The sequence below is a fragment of the Streptomyces hirsutus genome, from assembly GCF_001418415.1.
Lineage (GTDB): Bacteria > Actinomycetota > Actinomycetes > Streptomycetales > Streptomycetaceae > Streptomyces > Streptomyces hirsutus.
This window is the reverse complement of sequence record NZ_LIQT01000395.1, coordinates 1-24,797: the sequence shown is the minus strand read 5'-3', so window position 1 is coordinate 24,797 and position 24,797 is coordinate 1. Positions and strand designations below refer to the sequence as shown.

The 24,797-nt window shown below is 72.5% G+C and carries 20 protein-coding genes; 7 read left to right on the top strand and 13 right to left on the bottom strand.

Annotated elements, in window-relative coordinates:
- Positions 1–469 precede the first annotated feature (469 nt).
- Positions 470–2,008 carry a purine-cytosine permease family protein gene (locus tag AOK11_RS27580; RefSeq protein ID WP_055596427.1) on the bottom strand — a complete coding sequence of 513 codons (1,539 nt, stop codon included), beginning with the start codon at positions 2,006–2,008 and terminating at the stop codon, positions 470–472.
- Positions 2,009–2,109: 101 nt separating this feature from the next.
- Here AOK11_RS27580 and AOK11_RS27575 point away from each other — a divergent pair, with 101 nt between their 5' ends.
- On the top strand, positions 2,110–3,561 hold the full coding sequence (locus AOK11_RS27575) for a PucR family transcriptional regulator (protein ID WP_055596426.1): 1,452 nt from the start codon (positions 2,110–2,112) through the stop codon (positions 3,559–3,561).
- 435 nt (positions 3,562–3,996) lie between these two features.
- On the opposite strand, the gene AOK11_RS27570 is transcribed toward AOK11_RS27575, so the two are convergent.
- Positions 3,997–4,656: a ScbR family autoregulator-binding transcription factor gene (locus AOK11_RS27570; RefSeq protein WP_276204848.1), complete on the bottom strand. Its 660-nt coding sequence runs from the start codon at positions 4,654–4,656 to the stop codon at positions 3,997–3,999.
- 556 nt (positions 4,657–5,212) lie between these two features.
- On the opposite strand from AOK11_RS27570, the gene AOK11_RS27565 reads away from it, so the two are divergent.
- The gene (locus AOK11_RS27565) at positions 5,213–5,893 is read left to right on the top strand and encodes an HAD family hydrolase (RefSeq protein WP_055596425.1); all 681 of its coding nucleotides are present in this window, start codon (positions 5,213–5,215) and stop codon (positions 5,891–5,893) included.
- A 133-nt stretch (positions 5,894–6,026) separates the two neighbouring features.
- Here AOK11_RS27565 and dhaL read toward each other — a convergent pair whose 3' ends face one another.
- The 6 genes from dhaL to AOK11_RS27535 form a co-directional block, all read right to left on the bottom strand.
- Positions 6,027–6,692 (bottom strand): dihydroxyacetone kinase subunit DhaL, encoded by a 666-nt coding sequence (gene dhaL, locus AOK11_RS27560; protein ID WP_055596424.1) that lies wholly within the window; start codon positions 6,690–6,692, stop codon positions 6,027–6,029.
- 37 nt (positions 6,693–6,729) lie between these two features.
- Positions 6,730–7,728 (bottom strand): dihydroxyacetone kinase subunit DhaK, encoded by a 999-nt coding sequence (locus tag AOK11_RS27555; RefSeq protein WP_055596423.1) that lies wholly within the window; start codon positions 7,726–7,728, stop codon positions 6,730–6,732.
- A 318-nt stretch (positions 7,729–8,046) separates the two neighbouring features.
- Entirely contained in the window at positions 8,047–8,556 is a 510-nt protein-coding gene (locus AOK11_RS27550; RefSeq protein WP_055596422.1) for an O-acetyl-ADP-ribose deacetylase, read from the bottom strand.
- Entirely contained in the window at positions 8,553–9,962 is a 1,410-nt protein-coding gene (locus AOK11_RS27545) for a phytoene desaturase family protein (RefSeq protein WP_055596433.1), read from the bottom strand. Before AOK11_RS27545 ends, AOK11_RS27550 begins: the two co-directional genes overlap by 4 nt.
- A 540-nt stretch (positions 9,963–10,502) precedes the next feature.
- Entirely contained in the window at positions 10,503–11,348 is an 846-nt protein-coding gene (locus AOK11_RS27540) for an inositol monophosphatase family protein (RefSeq protein ID WP_055596432.1), read from the bottom strand.
- A gap of 101 nt (positions 11,349–11,449) precedes the next feature.
- The gene (locus AOK11_RS27535) at positions 11,450–13,309 is read right to left on the bottom strand and encodes a gamma-glutamyltransferase family protein (protein WP_055596421.1); all 1,860 of its coding nucleotides are present in this window, start codon (positions 13,307–13,309) and stop codon (positions 11,450–11,452) included.
- A 448-nt stretch (positions 13,310–13,757) separates the two neighbouring features.
- Between AOK11_RS27535 and AOK11_RS27530 the strand changes: the two genes are divergently transcribed.
- The gene (locus AOK11_RS27530) at positions 13,758–14,948 is read left to right on the top strand and encodes a PP2C family protein-serine/threonine phosphatase (RefSeq protein ID WP_055596420.1); all 1,191 of its coding nucleotides are present in this window, start codon (positions 13,758–13,760) and stop codon (positions 14,946–14,948) included.
- 64 nt (positions 14,949–15,012) lie between these two features.
- On the opposite strand, the gene AOK11_RS27525 is transcribed toward AOK11_RS27530, so the two are convergent.
- Positions 15,013–15,522, bottom strand: a complete 510-nt coding sequence (locus AOK11_RS27525; RefSeq protein WP_420903021.1) for a MarR family winged helix-turn-helix transcriptional regulator — start codon at positions 15,520–15,522, stop codon at positions 15,013–15,015.
- A gap of 274 nt (positions 15,523–15,796) precedes the next feature.
- Positions 15,797–16,996: a phospholipase D-like domain-containing protein gene (locus AOK11_RS27520; RefSeq protein ID WP_055596430.1), complete on the bottom strand. Its 1,200-nt coding sequence runs from the start codon at positions 16,994–16,996 to the stop codon at positions 15,797–15,799.
- A gap of 220 nt (positions 16,997–17,216) precedes the next feature.
- Here AOK11_RS27520 and AOK11_RS27515 point away from each other — a divergent pair, with 220 nt between their 5' ends.
- From AOK11_RS27515 to AOK11_RS27500, 4 genes are all read left to right on the top strand, one after another.
- Positions 17,217–17,459: a DUF6411 family protein gene (locus tag AOK11_RS27515; protein WP_055596429.1), complete on the top strand. Its 243-nt coding sequence runs from the start codon at positions 17,217–17,219 to the stop codon at positions 17,457–17,459.
- 324 nt (positions 17,460–17,783) lie between these two features.
- Positions 17,784–19,403 carry a PP2C family protein-serine/threonine phosphatase gene (locus AOK11_RS27510; RefSeq protein WP_079035121.1) on the top strand — a complete coding sequence of 540 codons (1,620 nt, stop codon included), beginning with the start codon at positions 17,784–17,786 and terminating at the stop codon, positions 19,401–19,403.
- On the top strand, positions 19,400–20,533 hold the full coding sequence (locus AOK11_RS27505) for a cobalamin B12-binding domain-containing protein (RefSeq protein WP_055596419.1): 1,134 nt from the start codon (positions 19,400–19,402) through the stop codon (positions 20,531–20,533). The genes AOK11_RS27510 and AOK11_RS27505 overlap by 4 nt, the downstream gene beginning before the upstream one ends.
- 57 nt (positions 20,534–20,590) lie before the next feature.
- Positions 20,591–20,989, top strand: coding sequence for an STAS domain-containing protein (locus AOK11_RS27500; protein WP_055596418.1), 399 nt, complete (start codon positions 20,591–20,593; stop codon positions 20,987–20,989).
- A gap of 91 nt (positions 20,990–21,080) precedes the next feature.
- Here AOK11_RS27500 and aztD read toward each other — a convergent pair whose 3' ends face one another.
- The 3 genes from aztD to AOK11_RS27485 all read right to left on the bottom strand — a co-directional run bounded on the left by aztD (position 21,081) and on the right by AOK11_RS27485 (position 24,650).
- Positions 21,081–22,313 carry a zinc metallochaperone AztD gene (gene aztD / locus AOK11_RS27495; RefSeq protein WP_055596417.1) on the bottom strand — a complete coding sequence of 411 codons (1,233 nt, stop codon included), beginning with the start codon at positions 22,311–22,313 and terminating at the stop codon, positions 21,081–21,083.
- A gap of 76 nt (positions 22,314–22,389) precedes the next feature.
- Positions 22,390–23,352 carry a zinc ABC transporter substrate-binding protein AztC gene (gene aztC, locus AOK11_RS27490; protein WP_055596416.1) on the bottom strand — a complete coding sequence of 321 codons (963 nt, stop codon included), beginning with the start codon at positions 23,350–23,352 and terminating at the stop codon, positions 22,390–22,392.
- Positions 23,349–24,650: a hypothetical protein gene (locus AOK11_RS27485; protein ID WP_420903020.1), complete on the bottom strand. Its 1,302-nt coding sequence runs from the start codon at positions 24,648–24,650 to the stop codon at positions 23,349–23,351. Before AOK11_RS27485 ends, aztC begins: the two co-directional genes overlap by 4 nt.
- Positions 24,651–24,797: the final 147 nt, after the last annotated feature.

The window sequence follows — 24,797 nt, the reverse complement described above, 5'->3', positions numbered from 1 at the left end:
TCCGTGCGCGTGCGGCGGGGTGGGCGGACCGCTCGGGGGGAGACACGTGGGGGTGCGGCATGACCGTGGCCTTCCTCGGTTCGACAGCGCACCGCCGCACGCGCACGGATACACGGACAGGAGCACGGACCGGAGGCACGTCAGGGTCGGCCCTCAGCACACCGTGACGGAGGACGCGTTGCTGTCGGGACGGATCACAACGAGTGATGACGGAGGTGACGCAGGCGAGTTCTGAGCCAGGCACACCCTAGGACTCGAACACAATCGGAGCAATGACCCTGTCGAGGTCTGTTCGATCCTGATGGTTCGATGGCTCGATTCCCGTCGTTCGTCCGTGAACAGCGGGCGCGCGGAGAGCAGGCCGCGAGGAAGGCCGACGGGGCGGGCCCGCGGTTGCGCGGGCCCGCCCCGTGGTGCACGGCGCGAGGTCTCAGCCACTCGGACAGGTCGTCGCGAGGTCGTCGAACGGTCAGCCGACCCTGGCCGGCTCCACGGGGGCGGCCTCCTGCGGGCCGCCGCTGATCGGCAGGACCTCGGCCTCGGAGGCCCGGACGAAGCGGGGTCCCGCCGGTCCGTACACCCCGCGCGGCTCGGGGAACAGCGCGAGCAGGACGAGGTAGAGCACCGCCGCGAGGACGAGGCCGACCGGCAGCGAGATGTCCATGCCGTCGGCCAGGTTGCCGAGCGGTCCGACGAACTGGCCGGGCAGGTTGGTGAACAGCAGGGCCACGACGGCGGAGACCAGCCAGGTGGCCAGGCCGCGCCAGTTCCAGCCGTGGGCGAACCAGTAGCGGCCTCCGGTGCGGCGCTGGTTGAAGACCTGGAGCGCCTCGGCGTCGTACCAGCCCCGTCGGGTGACGTAGCCGAGGATCATCACGACCATCCACGGCGCCGTGCAGGTGATGATCAGGGTGGCGAAGGTGGAGATCGACTGGGTCAGGTTCAGCGCGAAGCGGCCGATGAAGATGAAGACGATGGACAGGGCGCCGATGAGGACCGTCGCCTGGACGCGGCTGAAGCGGGTGAAGACGCTGCAGAAGTCCAGCCCGGTGCCGTACAGGGCGGTGGTGCCGGTGGACAGGCCGCCGATCAGCGCGATGAGGCAGAGCGGCAGGAAGTACCAGCCGGGGGAGATCGCGAGCAGGCCGCCGACGTAGTTGGGCGCGGCCGGGTCGACGTACTTCGTGGCCTGGGTCGCGATGATCGACGCGGTGGCGAGACCGAAGACGAACGGCAGCAGGGTGGCGGCCTGGGCCAGGAACGCCGCGCCCATCACCCGGCGGCGGGGCGTCGCGGCCGGGATGTAGCGGGACCAGTCGCCGAGGAACGCGCCGAAGGAGACCGGGTTGGAGAGCACGATCAGCGCGGAGCCGATGAAGGACGGCCAGAACAGCGGGTCGGCACTCGAGGCGAAGCTGCCCGCGTAGCCGGGGTCGAAGTCGCCGGCGAAGGCGAAGGCGCCCAGCACGAACAGGGCCGATGCCGCCACCACGGCGATCTTGTTGACCAGCAGCATGAAGCGGAAGCCGTAGACGCAGACCACCAGCACGAGGGCGGCGAAGATCGCGTACGCCACGCTGTACGACAGGGTGGACTCGGGGAGCCCCACCAGCCGGTGCGCGCCGCCGACGAGGGCGTCGCCCGAGGACCACACCGAGATCGAGAAGAAGGCGATCGCGGTGAGCAGCGAGAGGAAGGAGCCGACGACCCTGCCGTGCACTCCCAGGTGGGCGGAGGAGGAGACGGAGTTGCTGGTGCCGTTGGCAGGGCCGAAGAGCGCCATCGGCGCGAGCAGCAGGGCGCCCGCGACCAGTCCGAGCACGGTCGCCGCGAGCCCCTGCCAGAAGGAGAGGCCGAACAGGATCGGGAAGGCGCCCAGCACACAGGTCGCGAAGGTGTTGGCGCCGCCGAAGGCGAGCCGGAACAGGTCGAGCGGACGGGCCGTGCGGTCCTCGTCCGGGATCTGCTCGACACCATGAGTCTCGATTTCGGTGACCGAGGTCGCCATGGGGCTCTCACCTGCTGTTCATACCGGGGACGGGCCCACAGTGTGGGTCACTCGCCGACCACCGACAATTGTGCAAGTCACAAAGAGGTAGCCTGTTTCATGTGCCTGCCGACAAACTCACCGTCGAGGATCTGCTCTCCTTCCCCGCCCTCCAGCTGTCCGTGAAGGCGGGCACCGGCGGCCTCGGCCGCTCCGTATCGTGGGCGCACGTAAGCGAGTTGGACGATCCGACCCCATGGCTTCTGGGGGCCGAGATCCTCATGACCACGGGGCTCGCGATCCCCCGCACGGCGTCCGGGCAGCGCCGCTATCTGGAGCGGCTGGACGACGCCGGCGTCTCCGCGCTGGCCCTGTCGGCGCAGTTGCACATGCCCGTGCTGCACGAGGCGTTCTTCCTGGCGGCCGAGGAGCGGGGCTTCCCGGTGCTGGAGGTGCCGCTCGCCGTTCCGTTCATCGCGGTCTCCCAGGAGGTCGCCGCCGCGGTGCAGGAGGACGCCCGGCACCGGCTGGGCGCGCAGTTGCAGGTCTTCGGCTCGCTGCGCTGGATGGTCGCCGAGGACCTCGACACCCCGACCCTCCTGCGCCGCCTCGAACGCCTGTCCGGGTACGACGTGTATCTCTGCACCCCGCAGGGCCGCCCGCTGCTGCCCGGGGTGCCGACGCCCGCTCCGGGGGTGCTGCCCGCCTCGGTGGACGCCGCGCCGACCGTCCCCGGCGGTTTCGTCCTGCCGGTGCCGGCGCCCGGCGGCCCGGCGGGCTTCCTGGTGGCGTACGAGCGGCAGGGCGCCCAGCCCGCCGGCCTCGCGGTCGTCCAGCACATCGCGACGGTGGCGGCACTGCGGGTGGCGATGGTGCGCAGCGAACGCGAGACGCTGCGCCGCGAGGGCGCCGAGACGCTGGCCGAGCTGCTCCAGGAGGTGCTCGACCCGGAGGCCGCCCGCCGCAGGCTGGCCCGGCACTCCATCGAGGGCGACACCGTCCTGATCGTGGTCCGGCACACCCCCGACGAGGCGCTGCTGGCCTGCCTCGAGGACCACTCCCATCTGCTGCTGACCTGGGGCGAGGACCGGTACGTCCTCGGGGCGCCGGAACTGGCCGACACCATCGGCGCGCTGCCGGCCGTGACGGCCGGGATGAGCCGCCCCTTCCGGCCGGGCGCGGCCCTGAAGGTCGCCCAGCGCGAGGCCCTGTGGGCGGTCTCCAAGGCGGGCGAGTCGGGCCGCCCGCTGGTCCGCTACGGCTCCGACGCGACGGGGCGCTGGCTGTCGGACGACCCCGCGGTCCTGACCGCGCTGGTCGACCACGTGCTCGGCGAGGTGCTGCGCTACGACGCGGAGCACGACTCCCAGCTGCTGGTCTCCGCCCGCACCTGGATGGAACGCGACCGCCGCACCGAGACCGCCGCCGCGGCGCTGCACATCCACCCCAACACACTCGCCTACCGGCTGCGACGCTTCGGCGCCCTCTCCGGCCGCGACCTGTCCTCGACCGGCGCGCTCACGGAGGTCTGGCTGGCGATCCAGGCGGCCGGGGCGCTGGGCCTCACCGACTGAGCCCGCGGGCTGCCGCACGCCGCGGGGGCGGTGCTCCGCTGCACGGCCGAACGGGAGGCCGGCCAGGGCTCCGGCCCGCGCATCACTCCTTGCGCCACCCCCTCGAACGCGCCTCCCCCGCGCCATCGCCCCTCTCCGGCACAAGGGATCGGCGGGCCGGTCACCGCTCTCACGTCACCGTGCCTGTGGCGGTGCTGCCACGGTGTTCCTCCTCGGACCGTCGCAGCTGTACGGAATCCTCGGCCCCGTACGTCATCCGGCTGAACTCCGGTCCCCGCGGTCCCGGCTGCACGGCGTTCGGCGTCCTCGCCGCGGCGATGGAGGCCGAACGCGCGGCGGGCGGCCTCCATCGCTTCGTCCCCGGAGTGCACTGGCCGGCCCTCGGCCCCGGCTGCCCGGCGCTCGCCCGGCCCGCCGCCCCCAGCAGGTGCTCCGTCAGGTCCGGGACAAGGCCGGGTCCTCCTGGCGCGCGGCAATCCGCACCCGCGCGCGGGCGAGCAGAGCGGCCGGGTCGGGATTCGCCTGCAGGAACCGCAGGACCAGCATCCACCACTGGTCCAGCCGCTCTTGCCAGTTCCGCCCGCCCGGCATCTCGTCCGTCAGGGTGCAGAGCCCGAAGAACGCGCACACGAGTGTCACGGCCGCGGCCGACGGCTCGACTCCTTCGGCGAGTTCGCCTCTGGTGCGGGCCTGGGCGAGAAGCCGGGTGGCGGCCACCGACCAGGCGTCGAACGGCGTGGGTACGTCGGCCTCGATGGTGCGGCGTTCCGCCCACAGCCGTGCACCGGCACGCGCCACGACGTCCTCGCTGAGGGACTCCGCGACACGGAAGCTGAGGCCGACCAGCTTCTCCAGCGGAGGGATGCCCGGCCTGGCGTAGGCGGCGGCGAGCTGCGGCCAGGTGGCGAACTGTTCGCGGACCACGGCCAGTGCCAGCTTCTCCTTGCTGGAGTAATGGAAATAGATCGCCCCACTGGTTCTTCCCGAGTGATCGCTTATGTCATTGACACTCGTTCCCGAATATCCTCGCTCGACGAATAGATGTGCTGCCGACTCCAACAGCACTTTGCGGGTCGCACGCGCCCTGTCCTGCACTGCAGTTCCACCTTCGATCAAACGCGCCAACGCTACGACAGGAAAATCCGGGCACCCCCCATTGAGGCACATGCGCAGCGCGCGAAGATCTTATTATTCTTGGGCCATGCGTGGGTACGGACCTCAACTCACCCTGCGTCGCCCCCTTGGGAAGAATCGTTTCGGCCGAGCCTGAGAACCTCTGCCCCGGCCGGCTCCGCGGCACCCCAAAAGCAGCTCCCACCAGGGACGCCGACCGCATTTCCAGCACACCGGCCCCTTTCTCCGCCCCTCACCCGGAAGACCGACGGCCTTCGGGCGCGACGTTCCCATGCACCCGAATTGGTGATTGCGGAAATCACAGAAGCGAAATTAACGTAACGGCCACGATGTTTTCGGGATTCGCCCGGAACAACGCCTCGCGTCCGTCACGACGCCCTCAGCCGCGCCCGCACGACTGCGGCAGCCGTACGGCATCACCCGCCCCACTCATGTCCGCGAGTGGATCACTTCCATCCAGACACGCCTGCGCCCCGGCATCGAACCGGTCGACGCGGCCTTCGAGAACGGCACGTGCATGACAGCTCATCGCATCCTTTCCTGGTCACCCGCCGCCATCGTCTTCGACTGCGACGGAACTCTGATGGACACGGAACAGCACTGGCAGGAAGCCCGGAACATCACCTTCCGGGCGTTCGGTCTCAAACCGCCGGCCGGGTTCGCCGACCGGGCGAAGGGCATGCACTACACCGAGTGCGGCGCGCTCATGGCCGAGGAGACCGGGAAACCGGACCTCGTGGAGAACCTGACCGGGACGCTCCTCGACACCTTCACCGCGCTGGTCGACCGGGACCCCGTCACCATGCCGGGCGCTGCCTCGCTGGTCCGGAGGGCCGCCCGCCACCTTCCTCTCGCCGTGGCGAGCAACTGCCCCCGCGAGGTGGTGGAGTCATGCCTCGACCGGGCAGGGCTCCTCGGCTGCTTCGGCCACGTCGTGGTCGCCGAGGAGGGCGTACGGCCGAAGCCGCAGCCCGACGTCTACAGGGTGGCCGCCCGTCTCTGCGGTGTGCCGCCCGAGGAGGCGCTGGCCGTGGAGGACTCCTTGACCGGCATGGAGTCGGCCCGCCGGGCGGGCCTGCGCGTCCTCGGCATCGGACCGCGCCCGCCGGGTCGAGAGGCGGAGAAGGCCGACTTGTGGGTCGCGCACCTCGCCGACGGCGAACTGCTGGCATGGGCCCGAAGCAGGATCGGTGTGTAGGGGGCACTGGGGCCCGGTACACGGGCCCCAGTGCCCCCTGGGTTCCGGCGCCCCCGGTTCGGGAGGCGGCCTCCCCTCCCGGGGAGAGGGGCAGGCCACGACGTCCGGCCCGTCTCCCCGGGCGGGGGAAGGGTCAACCGGTGGACAGGTGGGGGGCCAGGGTGTGCACGGTCTCGGTGGCGGAGGCGAAGAACAGGGCGACGCCCACCGCTCCGGGATCGGGGATACCTGTCACCCGTTCACCCAGGTAGCTCGCCCGGCCCCTGCGCGCCGTCAGGCACGCGGTGTCCCTCACCCCCCGCCATGCGCCGTCCGCTGCCGCGGCCAGCGCCGCCGCGGCAGGCGTGCCCTGTGCCGCCCGCAGCGCGGCGGCGGCAGGGGCCAGCGCGTCGACCAGTGTCTTGTCCCCGGGCACGGCACCACCCACACGGCGGATGGCGGCCAGGCCCTCGGCGGTGCCTTCGGCGAGCGCGCCCGTCGTCAAGCCGACGTCGGAATCGGCGGCGGCCCTGCTCAACGCCTGGAACAGCAGACCGAACAGAGGGCCGCTGGTCCCGCCGATCTCGTCGAGGAAGGCGGCGGCCACGGCCCCCAGCGTCTCCGCGGAGCCCGCCGGAGCCCCCGTCCGGTCGAGCCGGAGCACGGCGGCCCGGACCCCGGCGGCGAGATTGGTCCCGAAGTCACCGTCTCCCACCCGCTGGTCGAGCTCGGTCAGCTCGGCCTCGGTGGCGTACACGGATGCGGCGAAGCGACGCGTCCAGTCACGGGTCCGCGTGCTGTCGAAAACGGCGGTCGTCATGGTGCCGTCCTCCTGCTCCTGTCGGCTGGTCGGCCCCTCACCATCGCCACGCCGGGGTGCGGACCGGAGCGTCGTAGAAGTCCAGCACCGTGGGGTCGGCGACCATGAGGGTCAGGGAGAAGCCCCGCATGTCGAGCGCCGTGACGTAGTCGCCGACGAGGTGCCGGGCGAGCCGCACCCGCCGGGTGTCGAGGAAGCGGCCCAGCTCCCCGAAGATGCCGTACAGCTCGAGCGACGTGACCGAGCCCAGTCCGTTGACCAGGGCGATGAGAGGATCGTCGGGTCCGGGGCGCAGTGCGTCCAGCAAGGCGCCCGCCATGTCCTCCACCAGTACGCCCACTTGTTTCTGGCTCCGAGTGCGGTCGGCGCGTTCGCCGTGGATACCGACGCCGTACTCCAGTTCGCCGGACGGCAGCTCGAAGGCGCGTTCGCCGGTGACCGGAACGTGGTGGGCGGCGGACGCGACGGCGAGCGTCCGGCACCGGTTCGCCACGGTGGTGCCGAGCTCCACCAGTCCGTCGAGCCCCATTCCGGTGTCCGCGGCACCGCCCAGGACCTTCTCCACCAGGACCGTGGCGCCCGTGCCGCGGCGTCCGGCGGCGATCTCCTCGGAGTCGGAGGCGAGGTCGTCGTCGACGAGGACCCGCCCGCAGGCGATCCCCGCGTCGGCGAGCCGCTCGGCCGCGATACCGAAGTTGATCCGGTCCCCCGTGTAGTTCTTCACGATGTGCAGCACGCCGTTCGGCCCTGCCACCGCGCGGGAGGCCCGGAAGATCTGCCGGTTGTGCGGAGAGGCGAAGAGCCTCCCGGGGCAGGCGGCATCGAGCATGCCCGTACCGACGTATCCGGCGTGCAGGGGTTCGTGTCCCGAACCGCCGCCGGAGAGGAGACCCACGGTCCGTGTCGGTGCGGTGCGCCGGGCGGTGATGTATCCGTCCGCGGGGTCGTACTCCACGAGGTCCGCGTGTGCGCGGGCGAATCCGGACAGCGCGTCGGGGACGAGTTCACCGGTGCCGCTCTCGAAGTACCTGGTCATGTGGGGCACCCCTTCCGTCCCCGGCGCCGAGGCCGGACCGGTCGGCCTCCGGACGAGATCTCCATGGTGTGGGTGACCACGCGCATACGGCAACTCGCGCAGCGTGTCGGCCGTGAAAGCGGAGCCTCGGCGTGTCGGCGGATCGGGTCGTGGAGGCGCCGCGTCGACCGGTTCCGTGTGCGGCGTCCGGCCGGCGTGCGCCGCTGTCGGTCCGGGCCGGTGCGTACCGAGGGTCGCGCCGGCGCCCCGCCCGGTGCGCACGACCGGGCGAGGGGCGGCATCACGGGCCGGGCACGCGTCTCGACGGCGTCCAGGGGGTCAGCGGAGCTGTGCGGCGAACGCCTCGTAGGCCCGGTCGTCGAAGAGGACGAACCGCACCTCCTCGACGGCCGTGCCGGTCCTCCGCACCGTCTCGACGGCGATGCGCGCCCCGTCGTCCAGGGGCCAGCCGTAGATACCGGTGGACACGGCCGGGAAGGCGACCTCGCGTGCGCCCAGTTCGTCGGCCACGCGCAGGGATTCGCGATAGCAGGAGGCCAGCAACTCCGACCGGTCCTCCTCGTGGCTGAATCGCGGGCCGACGGTGTGGATCACCCAGCGGGCGTCCAGCGCGCCCGCTGTGGTCGCGACGGCCCGGCCGGTGGCCAGGCCTTTTCCGTAGTGCGAGGCACGTAGGCGGCGGCACTCCTCCAGGATCTCGGGGCCACCGCGGCGGTGGATCGCACCGTCGACGCCGCCTCCGCCGAGCAGGGAGGAGTTGGCCGCGTTGACGATGGCGTCGGCGTGCTCACGGGTGATGTCGCCCTGGACGAGGGTGATGGTGGTCATGTCTGCCGCAGCCTCCTCCAGACGGCCTTCGCCGCGTTGTGCCCGGACATGCCGTGGACGCCGGGACCGGGCGGGGTGGCCGACGAGCAGAGGAACACGGCCGGGTGCGGGGTGGAGTACGGGAACAGGGAGAGTTTGGGACGCAGCAGGAGCTGGAGGCCGTCGGCGGCGCCGGAGCCGATGTCGCCGCCGACGTAGTTGGCGTTGCGGGCGGCGAGTTCGGGCGGGCCCGCGGTGGCGCGGGCCAGGACGCGGTCGCGGAATCCCGGGGCGAAGCGCTCCAGTTGGCGTTCCACGGCGTCGGTGAGGTCGCCGGTCCAGCCGTTCGGGACGTGGCCGTAGGCCCAGAAGACCTGCTTGCCCGCCGGTGCCCGGGTGGGGTCGGCGACGCCGGGCTGCACGGTGATGAGGAACGGCCGGTCGGGGGCGCGGCCTTCCCGGGACGCGGCGTGCAGGGCGGCGCCGATCTCGGCACTGTCCGCGCCGATCTGCACGGTGGAGGCCCTGCGCGCCTCCGGAGCGGTCCACGGCACGGGACCGTCCAGCGCGTAGTCGATCTTGAAGACGCCGGGGCCGTAGCGGTAGTTCGCGTAGTGGTTGCCGAAGCCGGCGATGCGGGCGAGGGCGGTGGGCGAGGTGTCGAAGACGTACGCGCGGGCCGGCGGCAGGTCGTCGAGACGCTTGACCTCGTAGTCGGTGTGGACGGCGCCGCCGAGTTCCTTCAGGTAGGCGGCGAGGGCGTCCGAGATGGCCTGGGAGCCGCCGCGGGCGACGGGCCAGCCGCGGGCGTGCGCGGCGAGGGCGAAGACCAGGCCGATGGCGCCGGTGGCGAAGCCGCCGAGGGGCGCCATCACATGGGCGACGAGTCCGGCGAACAGGGCCCTGGCCCGCTCGTCGTGGAAGCGGCGCATCAGCCAGGTGGAGGGCTGGAGTCCGACGAGGCCGAAGCGGGCGAGGCCGAGCGGGTCGCGGGGCAGCGCGGTGAGCGGCAGGGACATGAAGTCGCGGGCCAGGGTGTCCCACCGGGGCAGGAAGGGCTGGACCAGGCGTCGGTACGCTCCGGCGTCGCGCGGGCCGAAGGAGGCGGCCGTCTCGCCGACCGACCGGGACAGCACGGCCGCCGTGCCGTCCAGGAAGGGGTGGGCCATGGGCAGGTCCGCGTGCAGCCACTCCAGGCCGTGGCGCTCCAGTGGGAGGGCCCGGAAGGCGGGCGAGTTGATGCCCAGCGGGTGGGCCGCGGAGCACGGGTCGTGCCGGAAGCCGGGCAGGGTCAGTTCCTCGGTGCGGGCGCCGCCCCCGACGGTGCCCCTCGCCTCGAACAACGCGACGGAGAAACCGCGCCGGGCCAGTTCCACGGCGGCGGTCAGCCCGTTCGGTCCCGCACCCACCACGACCACATCGAGCATCGACACCACCTTCGGAACTCCTTCGTCGGCCGACGGCACCCGGAGGCAGCCGGGGCGATCGGAAAACCCAGGATATGCCGGGGCAGCGACACCCTCCCGGCCCCGGGCGACCTCCGCCGCGCGACTCGGCGGCTGAGGTTTCCCCTCTCCGGTACGGGCGCCCGGTACGGGTACGAACTCGACGGCGAGGGGCGTGCCCTGCGGCAGGCGGTCCTTGGCCGGTCGCTGCCGGCGCACGCCGGGAACGTCACCGGGGCCGAGTTCGCGCGGGCGTGGGACTCGGCGAGGCCGCACCGGCACTTCACCCGGCACCGCACCGGGCCCCTGCCGGAAGGGGCGGTCGTCACCGGCACGGCCGTCGCACCGCCCCGGGGAGCCGGGCGCACCGGTCTCGCCGTGGACTTCGGCGGGCCCGGCCGTGGCTTCGGGGACTTCGCCCGCCTGCCCGCCCGGAGAACCGGCCGCCGGTCGGCGCCGTCACCGGGTTCGAGGTCGTCGGCCGGCGCATCACCGCCTCGGCCGGCGCGTCGGACCCGGAGGTCAGGCTCCGGCCGACAGCAGTCCCGTCACCCGGCGGACCGTGGCCTCGTCGCGGGCCGCGGTGAACGGGAGGTCGTTGCCGCCCGTGATGCGGAAGGGCTCGCCGGCTCGGGTCAGGTGGGTGCCGCCCGCCTCCTCGACGAGGAGCAGGCCCGCCGCGTGGTCCCAAGCGGCTTCCCAGCAGAAGGCGGTGGCGTCCGACTCACCGCGGGCGACGGCCAGGTACTCCAGTCCGGCCGAGCCGCAGGAGCGGGGCGCCACACCGTCCGTCCACAGGCCCAGGAGGGAGCGCTTCTGGTCGTCCGTCGTGAAGTCCGGGTGGGAGGTGGCCACGCGCAGATCGCTGCCGGGATCCGGGGAACCGGCGTGCAGCCGCACGCCGTCGAGGAAGGCGCCCTGTCCCCTCACGGCGGTGGCGAGTTCTTCGTGGACCGGGGCGAACGTCCACGAGGCGTGGACGACTCCGCCGAGCGCGAGGGCGACCAGGGTGCAGAATCCGGTGTCGCCGTGCACGAACTGCCGGGTGCCGTCGACCGGGTCGATGATCCACACCGGCGCCTCGCCGCGTATCCCCTCGTACGACGCCGGGTTGGCGTGCACCGCTTCTTCGCCCACCACGACCGAGCCGGGCAGCAGGGCGAGCAGCGCCTCGGTGAGGTACAGCTCGGCCTGCCGGTCGGCGTCGGTCACCAGGTCGTGCGGGCCGGACTTGCGGTCGACCTCGTGGTCGGCGAGCCGGCGCCAGCGCGGCATGATCTCCTGTGCGGCGGCCTTGCGGACGGCGTCCTCCACGTCGGCGGCGTGCTGTGCGAGAAACTCTTCGATGGTTTCGTTGTCCTTGATCATGCCTCCCATGAGAACATGCCCCACTGACAAACCCCACCCGTTCGGTGCACTCCAGGTGGTATCCGCATGAATATGGGTCCTCGGTCCGACCGGGTATGGGCTCAGCGGCCCACCGCGTAGCCCTGCATGCCGCGCGGGTTCGCCGCCGCCGAGAGCACGCCCGTGGCCGGGTCCCGGGCGACCGCGCACAGCCTGCCCTCCGACCAGGCCTCGCCGACCGTCACCTCGTGGCCCCGGCGCCGCAGCTCCCGCACCACCGCCGGGTCCGTCCGGGACTCCACGGTGACGCTGCCGGGGCGCGTGCCCCGCGGGTAGAAGGAGCCGGGGAAGCTGTCGTGGTGCCAGTTCGGGGCGTCGATCGCGCCCTGCAGGTCGAGCCCGCCGCGTACCGGGCCGCGCAGCGCGACGGCGAGGAAGAAGTGCAGCTGCCACTGGTCCTGCTGGTCCCCGCCGGGCGTGCCGAACGCCATCACCGGTACCCCGTCGCGCAGGGCGAGGGACGGGGTGAGGGTGGTCCGGGGGCGGCGTCCCGGCGTCAGCGTGTTGGGCAGTCCGTCCTCCAGCCAGGTCATCTGGAGCCGGGTGCCGAGGGGGAAGCCGAGTTCGGGCACGACCGGGTTGGACTGGAGCCAGCCGCCGCTCGGGGTGGCCGCGACCATGTTGCCCCAGCGGTCGACGATGTCCAGGTGGCAGGTGTCGCCCCGGGTGGCCCCGTCGCCGGAGACCTCCGGTTCGCCCGGCACGGGGGACGTGGGGGGCTTGGCGACCGTCGGCTCGCCGACGCCCGGCACGACGGCGTCCCTCCCCCGGCCCCCCGCCTCGCGCGGGCCGCCCGCGCCGGCGGCCGCCGCGCGTGCCTGCGCGCTCAGTCGCGGGGTGCGCCCGCCGGGACTGCCCGGCCGCAGCACGTGTGAGGCCCGGGGTCCCACCCGGGTGCGCCGCTCGGCGTTGTACTCCGCCGACAGCAGGTCGTCGAGCGGCACCTCGGCCGCGTCCCCGTACCAGGCCTCCCGGTCGGCCATGGCCAGCTTGCTGCCCTCGATCAGCAGGTGCGTGCAGTCGGCGGAGCCGTACGGGGGCAGTTCCGGCGGGAGCAGGGCGAGCTGCTGGAGCAGGACGGGGCCCTGGCTCCAGGGGCCCGCCTTGCACACGGTCCAGCCGTTCCAGTCGTACGTCGCCGGGGTCTCGTACGTCGCCGACCAGCCGGCGAGGTCGGCGGCGGTCAGCGTGCCGGTGCGGTGCTCGCCGCTGGTGTCCAGGGTGGGCCGCCCGGCCTGCCGGACCAGTGCCTCGGCGATGAAGCCGGTGCGCCACACCTCCCGCGCGGCGTCGATCTGCGCCTCCCGGCCGCCCGCGCCGGCGACCTCGGCCAGCAGCCGCCGCCACGTGGCCGCGAGGGCCGGATTACGGAACAGTTCGCCGGGGCGCGGCGCCCGGCCGCCGGGCAGGTACACCTGCGCCGAGGAGGTCCACTCCGTCTCGAAGAGTTCCCGTACCGTCTCGACGGTTCCGCCGACGTTCTCCACGGGCGCGTGTCCGTGCTCGGCGTATCCGACGGCGTACTGGAGGACGTCGGCGAGGGAGCGGGTGCCGTGGTCGCGCAGCAGGAGCATCCAGGCGTCGAAGGCGCCGGGCACGGCGGCGGCGAGCGGTCCGGTGCCCGGGACGAGGTCCAGGCCGAGCGCCCGGTAGTGGGCGGCGCTCGCCCCGGCCGGTGCGACGCCCTGCCCGCACAGCACCCGCACCTCGCCGTCGGCGGGCGCGAGCAGGATGGGTACCTCGCCGGCCGGTCCGTTGAGGTGCGGTTCGACGACGTGCAGTACGAAGGCGCCCGCCACGGCCGCGTCGTACGCGTTGCCTCCGCCCTCCAGGACGGCCATGGCCGACTGGGACGCCAGCCAGTGCGTGGACGACACCATGCCGAAGGTGCCCTGAAGGGTGGGACGGGTGGTGAACTGCATCTCTCACCTCGGTGTGTGCGTGCCGACGACCTTGCCCATCCTCCCTGCCCGCGCCGGGGAGAACACGGCCGCGGACGATGTGCGGCTGACCCGGCGCCGCCGGTGGAAGAACCTGCGGCCCTCTGCGGCGTGGAAGGCCTGGTCACGGGCTCCCGCTCTCCCCCTCGCCTCTTTCCCCCGCTCAGTCCTTCGCTCCCGGCGCCCTCAGTGGCCGCAGGAGGCGGCCCGGTTCGCCGTTGGAGTCCGCACGGCTGCCGCGCAGGAAGGACGGCGGTCCCGAGAAAGGGACTTGGGAGGGTGTGGGGAATCCGGGCGGGAATCGTCACGATATTGCGGTCGGGGTAAACTGGGGCCGGCCCACGGGGCGGCGCGTCCACCGCGGAGCGAACCCATCGGCCCACAGCCGTCGCCACATGGCCGGGTCCGGTACGCAGGGAAGCGGAATGACGTGAACAGACTCGCCGCCGTCGAGCGCGCCCTGCGGGCGGCTCCACCGCACGCGCTGCTGGACATCGTCACGGCGGCTCTCGCGGAACAGTACGGTGCGGCGCGCGTCGAACTGCGGATGGCCGATTACGCGATGAGGTCGTTGCAGGCCGTCGAACCCGTTCCGTTCACGACGGAACCGGTCATGATCCACGACAGCCCTCAGGGCCGCGCCTTCGGATCCCAGGAACCGTACGTGGTTCCCGATCCTCACGGACACACGGTGGACGTTCATCTCCCGGTCACCATTCGGGGCGACCGGACGGGCGTGCTGTCCGTCACGATGCCGGAGGGCCGCTACGCGCAGGCACTCCTTCCCGAGATGCAGCACATCTGCGAGGTTCTCGGCCACGAGATCCTCGTGGCCGAACGCGACACGGACCTGTACGTCCTGGCGCGCCGTGCCACGCGTCTGACCCTGGCGGCCGAGATGCAGTGGCAGCTGCTGCCGGGCCGGGCCTGCTCCCGTCCGGAGTTCTCCCTCGGGGGGCATCTCGAACCCGCGTACGCGATCTTCGGGGACAACTTCGACTGGTCGGTGTCCGCGGACCACCTCACGCTGACCGTCGCCAACGGCATGGGGGAGGGCATCGAGGCCGCTCTGCTCACCCACCTCGCCGTCAACGCGATGCGCAACGCCCGGCGCGCCGGTCTCGGCCTGTCCGACCAGGCGCGCCTCGCCGATCAGGCGGTGTACGCGCAGTACCGCGGCGACGCCCACGTCTCCGTCCTGCTGCTGCGGTTCGACCTCGCGACCGGCGAGGTCGAGGCCGTGGACGCGGGGTCCCCGCGGATGTGGCGGCTGCGCGGGAAAAACGTGGACGCCCTGCCCTTCGACGCCCAGCTGCCCCTCGGCATGTTCGAGGACACCCCGTACGCGTCCGAGCACTTTCAGGTGCGTCCCGGCGACCGCTTCCTGATCGGCAGCGACGGCGTCTACGACGCGGCTTCCTCGGCCGGGGAGAAGTACAGCGAACGGGCACTCGCCCGGGCCCTCATGGCCACCCGGCTGCTGCCGCCGGCGCAGGTGCCGGGCGCGGTGCTGCGTGAGCTCGCGACGTACCGGGGAGAGAGCCCGGTCGACGACGACGCCCTGGTGGTCTGCCTCGACTGGTACGGGCGTACCGGGAACGGATCGCGACCCGGTTCGTGAGACGGTTCCGTCGGCCTGCCCGCCACGGAGCGGGGCCCGCCCTCGGGGTGCGTCCCGGGCGCCCTCAGGCGGTTCTGTCCGTCCGGGGCGTCTTGTGGATCAGCGCGTTCCGTTCCACCGCGTCGCGGAAGGCGTCCAGCCCGTCGCGCAGGGCCGCGCGGGAATCGGGGGGCATGCTCTCGATCACCGATCGGAGCACTTCCTCACGCTGCACCCGGAGTTCACGCAGATATGCCGCCCCGCGCCTGGTCAGGTTGAGCATCAGCTCCCGCCTGCTGACGGGACTCGGGGTCCGCTCCACGAAGCCGAGCGCCTCGAGCCGGTCGCAGAGACGGCTGACGGAGGGCGGGGAGGATCCGAGGATCTCCCCCAGCCTGCGCAGGTTGATCCCCTGTTCCCGTTCGAGGCTGTAGAGCACACGCAACTGCGAGGCGGAGACGGGGGCGACCGGGGCCGCGTCACGTCCCCGGTCCCACAGCACCTCGAGGAGTTCGACGACCTCGCACGCCGCTTCGGCCGCTCGCCCGGGCCGGGGCGAGCGGGGTGCGGTCTGCGCGTTCACCACGTGGGGCACTCCGGCACTCCGATGGGATGGTCGTCCCCGTGTCGCGGGCTGAACCGGCTGGACCCCGCCCGCTCTCCGGGTTCCGTCCGGTGCGTCCCGCCCCGCTTCAGCGCTTTCCCCCTCGTCCGTGGCTCAACGTCCCGGGGAACGGGGACGCGGGGCACGGGTCAACAGTATCCTCCGCCGGCCCCGCTCGCCGGTCACCGGGAGCAGCGGGCGTCCGCGGCCACTGAGACATGACCTCACCGGTGCCCCGTCGTCCTCCGGCGCGCTCGCGCGGACGTCACAGGAAACGGCGTAGGGGCAGGACGGCCGTCTCGCGCGCCCGCTGGAGCAGCGACCGTCTCCCCCACCGCCCTCCCCGGATCTGCTCGCTGACCGCCACGTCCTCGTCGAAGTGGGTGTCGAGGGTGGCGGTGAACTCCTCGTCGAGGACGGCCAGCATGACCTCCTCGTCGTGTTCGAGGGACCGCCGGTTGAAGTTGGTCGACCCGATGAGCGCGGCCGTTCCGTCCACGGTGATGACCTTCGCGTGCAGCATCGTCGGCTGGTACTGGTAGATCTTCACGCCGCAGGCCAGCAGGTCCTCGTAGAAATGCTGTCCGGCCAGCTGGCAGACCCGTTTGTCGGTGTACGGGCCGGGCAACAGGATCTCCACCTCCACACCGCGCCGCGAGGCCCGGCACAGGAGCTCGATGAAGTAGGCGTCCGGCGAGAAGTAGGCGGTCGTGAGCCGGAACCGCTCCTCGGCCGACTCGATCATCACCTGCATGAGGGTCTGCATGTCCTGCCAGCCGAAGCTGGCCGAACCGCGCACCACCTGCACCACCGCGTCCCCCTGGGGCCGGTGTCCGCTGAACCGGTCGTGACGGTCGAAGAGTTCGCCGGAGCACTCGGCCCAGTTCTGTGCGAACGCCGCGGCGATGCCGTCCACCGCCGGACCGCGCACCTCGACGTGCGTGTCGCGCCACTCGCGCTCGTTGCGAGCGTCGCCGCACCATTCCTCGGCGATGCCCACTCCACCGGTGAACGCCACCTGCTCGTCCACGAGCAGCGCCTTGCGATGGCAGCGATGGTTCTGCTTGAGCGGTGAGAGCGCCACCGGTTGCCGGAACCAGGCCACGTGCACGCCGGCTTCGCGCATGTCCTTCAACAGGCCCTTCTCTATCGTGCGACTGCCGAACCCGTCCAGCAGCAGCCGGACCCGCACTCCCGCGCGGGCCCGCTCCGCCAGGGCCTGGGCGAACTGCCGGGCGATGTCGCCCCTCCAGTAGACGAACGTCATCATGTCCACCGTGTACTCGGCGGAGCGCACGCTCTCCAGCATCGCGGGGAAGATCTCATCACCGTTGCGCAGGGCGACGAGGGCGTTCCCCTCCGTCGCGGCGATGCCGATCAGCCGTTCCAGCCTGCGGCGCATCCGCAAGGCGCGTTCACCGGCGGACCGGTCGGCGGACGGGGAGGACAGGGTGCGCTGTGTCATGTTGTCGGGGTTCATCCGTTCTCCGGCCGGCACGCGAGGCAGTCCGTCCTGCCCGGCCTCGTCCGGCGGAGGTCGACGCAGCGAGGCGACGACGGCGGGCGGCACATCCCGGGAAACGGTCCCCGGGCGGGCCTCCCGCTCACCGAGCGATCCCTTGACCGCTTTTATCCCCCGCAGGCGAGGGCAAACGACAGCTACGTCACAGCCCTTGGAGGTCTTCGTGGTCATCGTCGGTGTCATCGCCCTTTGTGCCGTTCTCGCCGTACTGGCGTTCCTCGCGCCCCGCCTGTCCCGCGGGCCCGAACACGGCACCCAGCGGGCCCTGGGCTTCGGCTCCCGTGCGGGAGGAAAGGCACCCGGCCCTCTGGGGCGCCTGTTCAGCAAGCCGTTCCGCAGCAGCTCGAGGGCCGTGGGGCGCAGCGGTTCCGCCGGTCGCCGCACCCGTGGCCGACTGCCCTTCTGAACCCGGCGGTCCCCGCTTGCCGGGCCACCGTCGCCGCGTGCGGCGCGGGCCCGCCCTGCCTCCGGTCGGCGGTCGGGGGCCGGCCGGTCCGGCGCGGCCGCGCCGACGGGGCCGCGCCGACGGGGCGGGGAGCCCGGGCCGGCCCCGCACATGCGCTTCGCGCACGGGGGTACCCGGCGAAGAACTCAGCTCAGCCGTCGGGTCGGGGGCACCCGCGGTGCGAGGGGTGGTTGCGGACACGCCCCGATTACGGGACAGTTGTCGACTGACAAGTGTTTCTTCGTGTGATCTGAGGTGAGAGCCCGAGCACAAGGGCTCCGGCATATGACTTATTCCCCGGACGGCCTCCGTTCCGGCTCCACCAGTGTGGCGAACGCTGCCGCAGCCCCCTACCCGGTGGTGATCGTGGACGCGGAAGGACGTGTCGTGGAACTCAACGATTCGGCCACCGCCCTCTTTCCGGCCGCCCACGCAGGGCGGCCTCTGCCGTCCCCGGAGTGGCTCACCGCCCCGCAGCGCACCCCTGGCGCCACCACGGTGACCGGCACGGTGGGCGAGCGCTTCTTCTCGGCGCGCCCGTCCCCTCTTCCCGGCGGCAGGGCGGCGTGGTGGCTGGTGGAAGAGACCGCCTACCGGTCCGCACTGAAGGAACTGGAGGGGGAGCGCGAACGCACGCGGTTCCTCTCCGAGGCCTCGAGTGCCCTGCTCTCGTCGCTGAACCTGAACCGTTGCATGGAGGTCACCGCGCGTCTGGCCGCCGAGTACCTGGCCGACGCCGCGGTGGTCATCGCGCCCACCACGGCCCGGAAACTGCCGATGGTCATGTGCGACCGGCAGGGGCGTCTCACCCGGGCCACCGTCTCCAGCGAGCCGGAGACGGTACCTGGACTGGCGGAGGCCCTGCAGGGCTTTCCACCGGTGCCGTCACGGTGGATCGACCCCGCCACCGCTCCCGACTGGCTGGTTCCCGAGAACTTCGGCGAGGTCGGTTCGCTGGTGATCACCCCGCTTCCGGGCCACGGTGTGCCGGCCGGGGCGCTGATCCTGTTCCGGCGGGCGCAGAAGGCCGCTTTCAGCGAGTCGGAGGAGGCCTTCGCCGGCCTGTTCGCCGCCCGTGCGGGTGCCGCGATGTCCGCCGCGCGTCTCTACGCCGAGCAGAACACGGTCTCCGACATTCTCATGCGCGCACTCCTTCCGCCCGCTCTCCAGCAGGTGGAAGGGGTGGAGTTCGCCGGCGGCTACCGGCCCAGCGTCGACACCGACCGCATCGGCGGGGACTTCTACGACGTCCACCCGCCGGGCGAGGACTCCCCCGACACCTTCGCCGTCCTGGGGGACGTGGCCGGCAAGGGACTGGAGGCCGCGGTACTCACCGGCAAGATCCGTAACACGCTGCACGCCCTGCTGCCGATGGCGGACGACCACGGCAGAATGCTGCGGCTGCTGAACAACGCCATGCGCAACAGCCACAGCACCCGCTTCGCCACCCTGGTGCTGGTCTCCGCCAGCCGCGAGGACCGCGACGTCGTGCTGCGGCTGACCTCCGCCGGGCACCCCCCGCCGCTGATCGTGCGCGGCGACGGCACCGTGGAGGAAGCCGACACCGGCGGCTCCCTGGTCGGTGTCCTGCCGACGGTCAGCTCCCGCACCGCCCGGGTACGGCTGACGCCGGGTGAGTCGTGCCTGCTGTACACCGACGGTGTCACCGAGGCCAAGGGCGGGCCGATGGGCGACACCATGTTCGGGGAGCAACGCCTCAAGCGCGCCCTGGCCGAGTGTGCCGGCCTTCCCGCGTCCGCGGTCGTCGAGCGGGTCCAGATGCTCGCCGACGAGTGGATCGGCGGAGGAGTCCACGACGACATCGCCGTGCTGGCCATCACCGCACCCCGCGGTGCGCACCTCAGCGCTGTGGACGGAACCACCCGAGGCAGGTACACCGCATGACGGCTGCTCCCGCCACGGACCGCGAACACGGCACCGGTCGTCCCCCCGTCCGTACCCGCCCCGCCTCCCCGCACGGCGACGAGCGGGCCCGGGAATACGCGGACGAACTCTGGACCGCGGTCCGGGCTGCGGACGAGTACTCGGCCGTCGACCTCGTCACCAACGCCCTCCGGGGCGGGCTGGACACGGAGACGGTACTGCTGGACGTCATCGGCGCCGTCCAGCGCAAGGTGGGCGTCGAGTGGGCGGCCAACCGCATGAGCGTGGCCGACGAACACGCCGCCACGGCCATCAACGACCGCGCCATCGCCACTCTGCCCGTCCACCGCCCCACGACCGCGCGCGGCAGGGTGACGGTCGCGTGCGTGGACAAGGAGTGGCACGCCCTGCCCGCACGGCTCCTGGCCGAGGTACTGCGGCTGCGCGGCTGGCAGGTGGACTACCTCGGAGCGCAGGTCCCCACCGCTCACCTGGTCGGCCGGATCCACCGCGCCGGGTCGACGGTCGTCTGCCTGTCCGGCTCGCTGTCCACCCGGCTGCCCGTGGCCCACGCCGCCATCACCGCCGTCCAGGCCACCGGCGTGCCGGTCATGGTCGGCGGCCGCGCTTTCGGGTTCGACGGCCGCTACGCCCGTCTGCTCGGTGCCGACGCCTGGGCCTCCGACGCGCGCGGCGCGGCGGACCGGCTGGCCGCCGGCCCGCTGCCCGTGCCGCGGCCGCCTCCCCAGGCCTTCGACGACCTTCCGCACCTGGCCGACCAGGAATACACCCTGGTCACCCGCTGCGCCCGCGTCCTGGTGCGCCGGACCTTCCAGGACCTGGAGCAGCGCCTTCCCGCCATGCGCGACTACACCGACGAACAGCGGGAACGCACCGCCGAAGACCTCGCCCAGATCGTCGACTTCCTGGCCGCCGCCCTCTACGTGGACGACGCGGACGTCTTCACGGACTTCCTCGCCTGGACCGCCGAGGTCCTCACCGCACGCGGCGTCCCGGCTCACGCCGTGCTGCCGGGTCTGGACCTGCTGGACGGACAACTGCGCGACTTCCCGCGGGCCCGTGGCCTGATCGCCGACGGGCGCGACGCGCTGGGGCCCTTCGTCCGGCCCCGGTCCGCTCCCGCTCCCTGATCCGAACGACAGGCCTCGCGGCCTGGCACTCCCGACCTCGACACGTGGGAATCATCTGTGGCTGCCTTCCCCTTCTCACCGCCCGTCCTGCCTCTCGCCGGCGGCGCCCCGCACACCGTGTGCCTGGCCCTCGTCGGCGACCTGGACTACGAGGTCGGCGACGAGGTTCTCCACCAGGTCCTGCACGCTCTGCGCGGGGGCGAGGACGTACGGGACCTCCGGCTGGACTGCCAGGGTCTGGGAACGGTCGACTCCGCGGGCCTGGCCGTCCTGCTGCAGATCCACCGCCACACCTCCGAGGACGGGACCGGTTTCCACCTGGACAACATGGGTCCGCGGTTGGAGCGCCTGCTCCACATCACCGGTACCTACGAGTACCTGACGGCTCCGCAGCAGGCCGCCCCCTCCGCCGGTTCCGCCGAGGGAGATCCCGGGACCCTGGATTCGGGGGCTTAGCGCCCGGTGCCCTCCCCGCGGTGACCGCGCGGGGCTCACCCCCTCTCCGTACGGCCCGGCGCTGCGCCGGACCGGGCGGGGCCGGCGGGTGTCAGTGGCCCGCGACGACGCCGGAGAGTTCGTTGGTGCTCTTCGGCAGGGTCACGGAGGCGACCTTTTCCCCCGATTCGATGTCCACGGCGTGCAGTTCGCGCGTGCCCGGTTCGGAGACGTACGCGGTGTGGTCGCGGACGAAAAGGGTGGGCCTGGGCTGCTGCCAGTCGAGCGGCTCCTGCCACTTGTCCACGACGGGGATCTTCTTCTCGGTCCTGCCCGTCTCCGGGTCGATGACGTGCAGAGCGCCGTCCGTGCCGAGGACGAGTGCCTCGCCGTGGGGCCCGCGGCCCAGCGAGCGGAAGGAGTAGCTGGTGCCGAGGTCGACCAGGCGCAGCTTCGCCGTTCCGGTGTCGATCAGGGACACGCGCGTGGGCCGCTCCAACTCGGCGTCCGGGTCCGTCTTGTAGTCGCCCAGGAGGACCGGGGACGCGTCGCTGCCGGCCTGGTTCCCGATGCGGCCGTAGTCGTCGGGCGCGTCGACCTTGGTGAACTCGCCGTCCTTGTAGATGAGGATGCCGTCCTCGCAGCCGACGGCGACGGCCTCGCCCCGGGCGGCGGCCTCGCCGTGGACTCCGGGGCAGTCCTCGTTGCGCGCGATCTCCTTGTCGTTCCTGTCGAGGACGAGGGCGCCGGTGCGCTCGTCCTCGGTGCCCACGGTGCTGAGGAGTTCGCCGTTGCTCAGCTCGATGGCGACGCCGTGGTGGGGTTCGGCGGAGGTGTAGGTACGGCCCTCGGGCTTCTCGCCGCCGGCGAGGGCGGCGGGGTCGAGGACGTCGACCTCGCCGGTGCCGTCGGTGAACAGGACGGTCCTGCCGGCGTGCCGTACGACGTGTCCCGGCTTGGCGCCTTCGTACGTGATGTCGGTGAGGGTCCGCCTCGCGGCGTCGAGAACCCGGAAGCCGGAGTCGGTGGAGACGAAGACGTGGGCGTCGTCACCGGCGGGGTTGACGCGGTTGAAGCCGGGCAGTTCGATCGTTTCGGCGAGCTTCAGGGTCTTGCCGTCCAGGATGTACAGGCCGCCGTCGAAGGTGGCGACCAGCGGCTCCTCGACCGCGGCGGCCCCGGTGTCCCGCGTGCCCTTCGCCGCCTTCTGCTCCTTCTGCCCCTTCGTGTCGGACGAGGAGGACGAGGAGGTGTCGCCGCCGCCTCCGCAGGCGGTCAGGACCGCGGAGACCGCCAGGGCGAGGGCCGTACCGGTGAGGGCTCTGCTGCGTATCGACATGTTCACTGTGCGTGTTCCTTTTCTGCCGCGCGGGTGCGGCTTCGGGAGGTGGTGTTCGAAAACGGGGGCTTGCGCTCGGGGGTCAGTCGCCGGTCAGGCCGTCCGTCATGGCGGTGGTGTTGGCGCGCATCATCTGCAGGTAGGTGCCGGCGCCCTCGCCCTGCTCGGTCAGGGACTCGGAGTACAGCGCGACGACCCGTACCCGGCCGCCCAGTTCCGTGCGCAGGACCTCGGCCAGCCGGGTGGGCTGTGAGGAGTCCGCGAAGACGGTCCGCACCCCGGCCTCGCGCATGGCCCCGGTGAGCGAGCGCAGGTCCGAGGAGCTGGGTGAGGCCAGCGTCGTCCCGCTCGGGACGACCGCGCCGACCGTCCGGAAGCCGAAGCGTTCGGCGAGGTAGCCGAAGACGTGGTGGTTGGTCACCAGGGCGCGTCGCTGCTCGGGTATGCGGGCGAAGGAGCGTTCCATCCAGGTGGTCAGGTCGGCGAGTTGTCCGTCGTAGCGGTCGGTGTGGGCGCGGATCGCCTTCTCGTCCACGCCGTCCACGTGCTTGACGACCCGGTCGGCGATGAGGCGGGCGGCCGTGCGCACCCGGTCGGGGTCGGTCCAGAAGTGCGGGTCGGGCTGTCCGGCCTCCGCCTCGGGGCCTCCGTCGGCGGGTGCCCGGAAGACGAGCGGGTCCACCGCCCTGCCGACCTCGAGCGTGGCGGTCCCGGACTCCCGGGCGGCCTCCACGTGCCGCAGTACGTTCTCCTCCAGGCCCAGCCCGTTGACGATCACGAGGTCGGCCCGCTCCAACTCGGCGGCCTGTACGGCCGACAGGCCGAAGGAGTGCGGATCGGCGTTCGGTTTCATCAGCACCGTGACGTCGGCCTCGTCACCGACGATCTCCCGGGTGACGTCGCCGAGGATGTTCGTCGTCACCACGACCCGGGGCCGGTCGTCGCCGGTCGCGCACGCGGTGGCCGTGCCGGCGAGGGCGAAGGTGATCAGGGTCAGGAGCAGGCGGCGCAGCCGCAGCACGGCGCGCCTCGGTGTCGTCGTCATCGGCCTGTCTCCACCATCAGGGCCGGCTCGATGTCGAGGTCGAAGGTGCGCGCGACGCGCAGGCCGTCGTTGTGGTCGATCTCGTACACGCGCCTGCCCGCCGGGTCGTTGAGGTAGGCGCGGCTGCGGTCGACCTCGATGACGGGCCGGGGCGCCGTCGCGTCCGGTCCGGTGCCGGGTACGTCCTTCAGCAGCGGCTTCGTCCGGGACACCCGCTCGCCGGTGGCGATGTCATAGCCGTGCAGGGTCCCGTCGGGGCGAAGGACGAGCAGGGGTGAGCCCTCGCCCGCGGTGTTGGCGGCGACGGCGGGCCCGGTCTCCACTCGTGTCCAGGTGCGTTCGGTGACGTCCAGGACCCATACCGCCCGGTCTCCGGCCGGCGCCGTGAGCGTGTCGCTGCCGGCCCGGTGACGGAAGTCCGTGGCCCGTTCCCGCTCGGGGACGCGCGTGCCGTAGGGGATCTTCTCGGCGGTGAACGTGCCGTCGTCCGCGCGGATCAGCAGGGCGCCGTCGGCGCAGCCGAGGACGACTCCCCGCCGGGTGACGGCGTCGCCCCGCGGCTCCTCGCACACGGCGTCCGGCGCCGGGACGCGCTCGCCCTCGCGGTCGTACACCGCGGCCTCCGGGGCGCCCTTCGCGCCGTCGGTGAGGGTCAGCAGGTGCTCCGCGTACGGCACGACGGCGCCCGCGTGCCTCCCGGGCAGCGGGCGGGGAGTGCCGAGCTCCCCTGCCTCCAGGTCGGCCCGGCGGTGGGTCTCGGCCCGTCCGTCGCCGTGGGTCACGACGGTCACCGCGGCATCGCCGCGGACGCGCGTACCGGGGTCGCCGGGGTCGCCGGAGGCGCCGGAAGTGCCGGAAGTGCCGGAAGCGCCGGAGCCGTCGGAGAGGCGGCCCACGTCGCGTATCGCCGCACGGTAGTAGTGCACGTGGTCGCCGTGGTCCACCGTCCAGGCGCCGGTGTCGAGGACGCGCGTGCCGTCCGCGCCGTGGAGGTAGCCGAACCGGCCGTCCGTGGTGAGGGCCGAGGTGCCCGGCGTCCGGGAGACCTCGTGGGTCTCTCCGGTGATCAGGTCGAGGACGCGGGTGTCTCCGCTCCTCGGGTCGTTGAGGAGCAGCCTGGACTGCTGCTCGGCCTTCTCCTGCGCCCCTTCGACGTATCCGTGCGGGGTGGCGGCGGCCGACGGGTTCGCCGGCGGGGCGGAGACGGCGTCGTCCCGGCCTCCCGCGCAGCCCGTGGCGAGCAGCCCGAGGGCCAGGAGCGCGCACGCTCCGGCAGTGACGTTTCCTCGGACGGGCAAAGGTATCGCCTCCATCAGGTGTCTGGATCAGGTCTTGAATCGGGATCGGCTTCTCGGGCCGGGCCTCTTCGGCCGGATCCCGTCAGGCGGTCGCCACGGCCCGGCCCGCCTCCCCGCGCCCGCGGCGGCGGTGGCGGTGGCGGTGGC

Bases quoted from the DNA above. Each gene is read 5' to 3' on its own strand.
- AOK11_RS27580 (WP_055596427.1), bottom strand. From the start codon at position 2,008: ATGGCGACCTCGGTCACCGAAATCGAGACTCATGGTGTCGAGCAGATC.
- AOK11_RS27565 (WP_055596425.1), top strand. From the start codon at position 5,213: ATGACAGCTCATCGCATCCTTTCCTGGTCACCCGCCGCCATCGTCTTC.
- dhaL (WP_055596424.1), bottom strand. From the start codon at position 6,692: ATGACGACCGCCGTTTTCGACAGCACGCGGACCCGTGACTGGACGCGT.
- AOK11_RS27555 (WP_055596423.1), bottom strand. From the start codon at position 7,728: ATGACCAGGTACTTCGAGAGCGGCACCGGTGAACTCGTCCCCGACGCG.
- AOK11_RS27550 (WP_055596422.1), bottom strand. From the start codon at position 8,556: ATGACCACCATCACCCTCGTCCAGGGCGACATCACCCGTGAGCACGCC.
- AOK11_RS27545 (WP_055596433.1), bottom strand. From the start codon at position 9,962: ATGCTCGATGTGGTCGTGGTGGGTGCGGGACCGAACGGGCTGACCGCC.
- AOK11_RS27540 (WP_055596432.1), bottom strand. From the start codon at position 11,348: ATGATCAAGGACAACGAAACCATCGAAGAGTTTCTCGCACAGCACGCC.
- AOK11_RS27535 (WP_055596421.1), bottom strand. From the start codon at position 13,309: ATGCAGTTCACCACCCGTCCCACCCTTCAGGGCACCTTCGGCATGGTG.
- AOK11_RS27520 (WP_055596430.1), bottom strand. From the start codon at position 16,996: ATGACACAGCGCACCCTGTCCTCCCCGTCCGCCGACCGGTCCGCCGGT.
- AOK11_RS27510 (WP_079035121.1), top strand. From the start codon at position 17,784: ATGACTTATTCCCCGGACGGCCTCCGTTCCGGCTCCACCAGTGTGGCG.
- AOK11_RS27505 (WP_055596419.1), top strand. From the start codon at position 19,400: ATGACGGCTGCTCCCGCCACGGACCGCGAACACGGCACCGGTCGTCCC.
- aztC (WP_055596416.1), bottom strand. From the start codon at position 23,352: ATGACGACGACACCGAGGCGCGCCGTGCTGCGGCTGCGCCGCCTGCTC.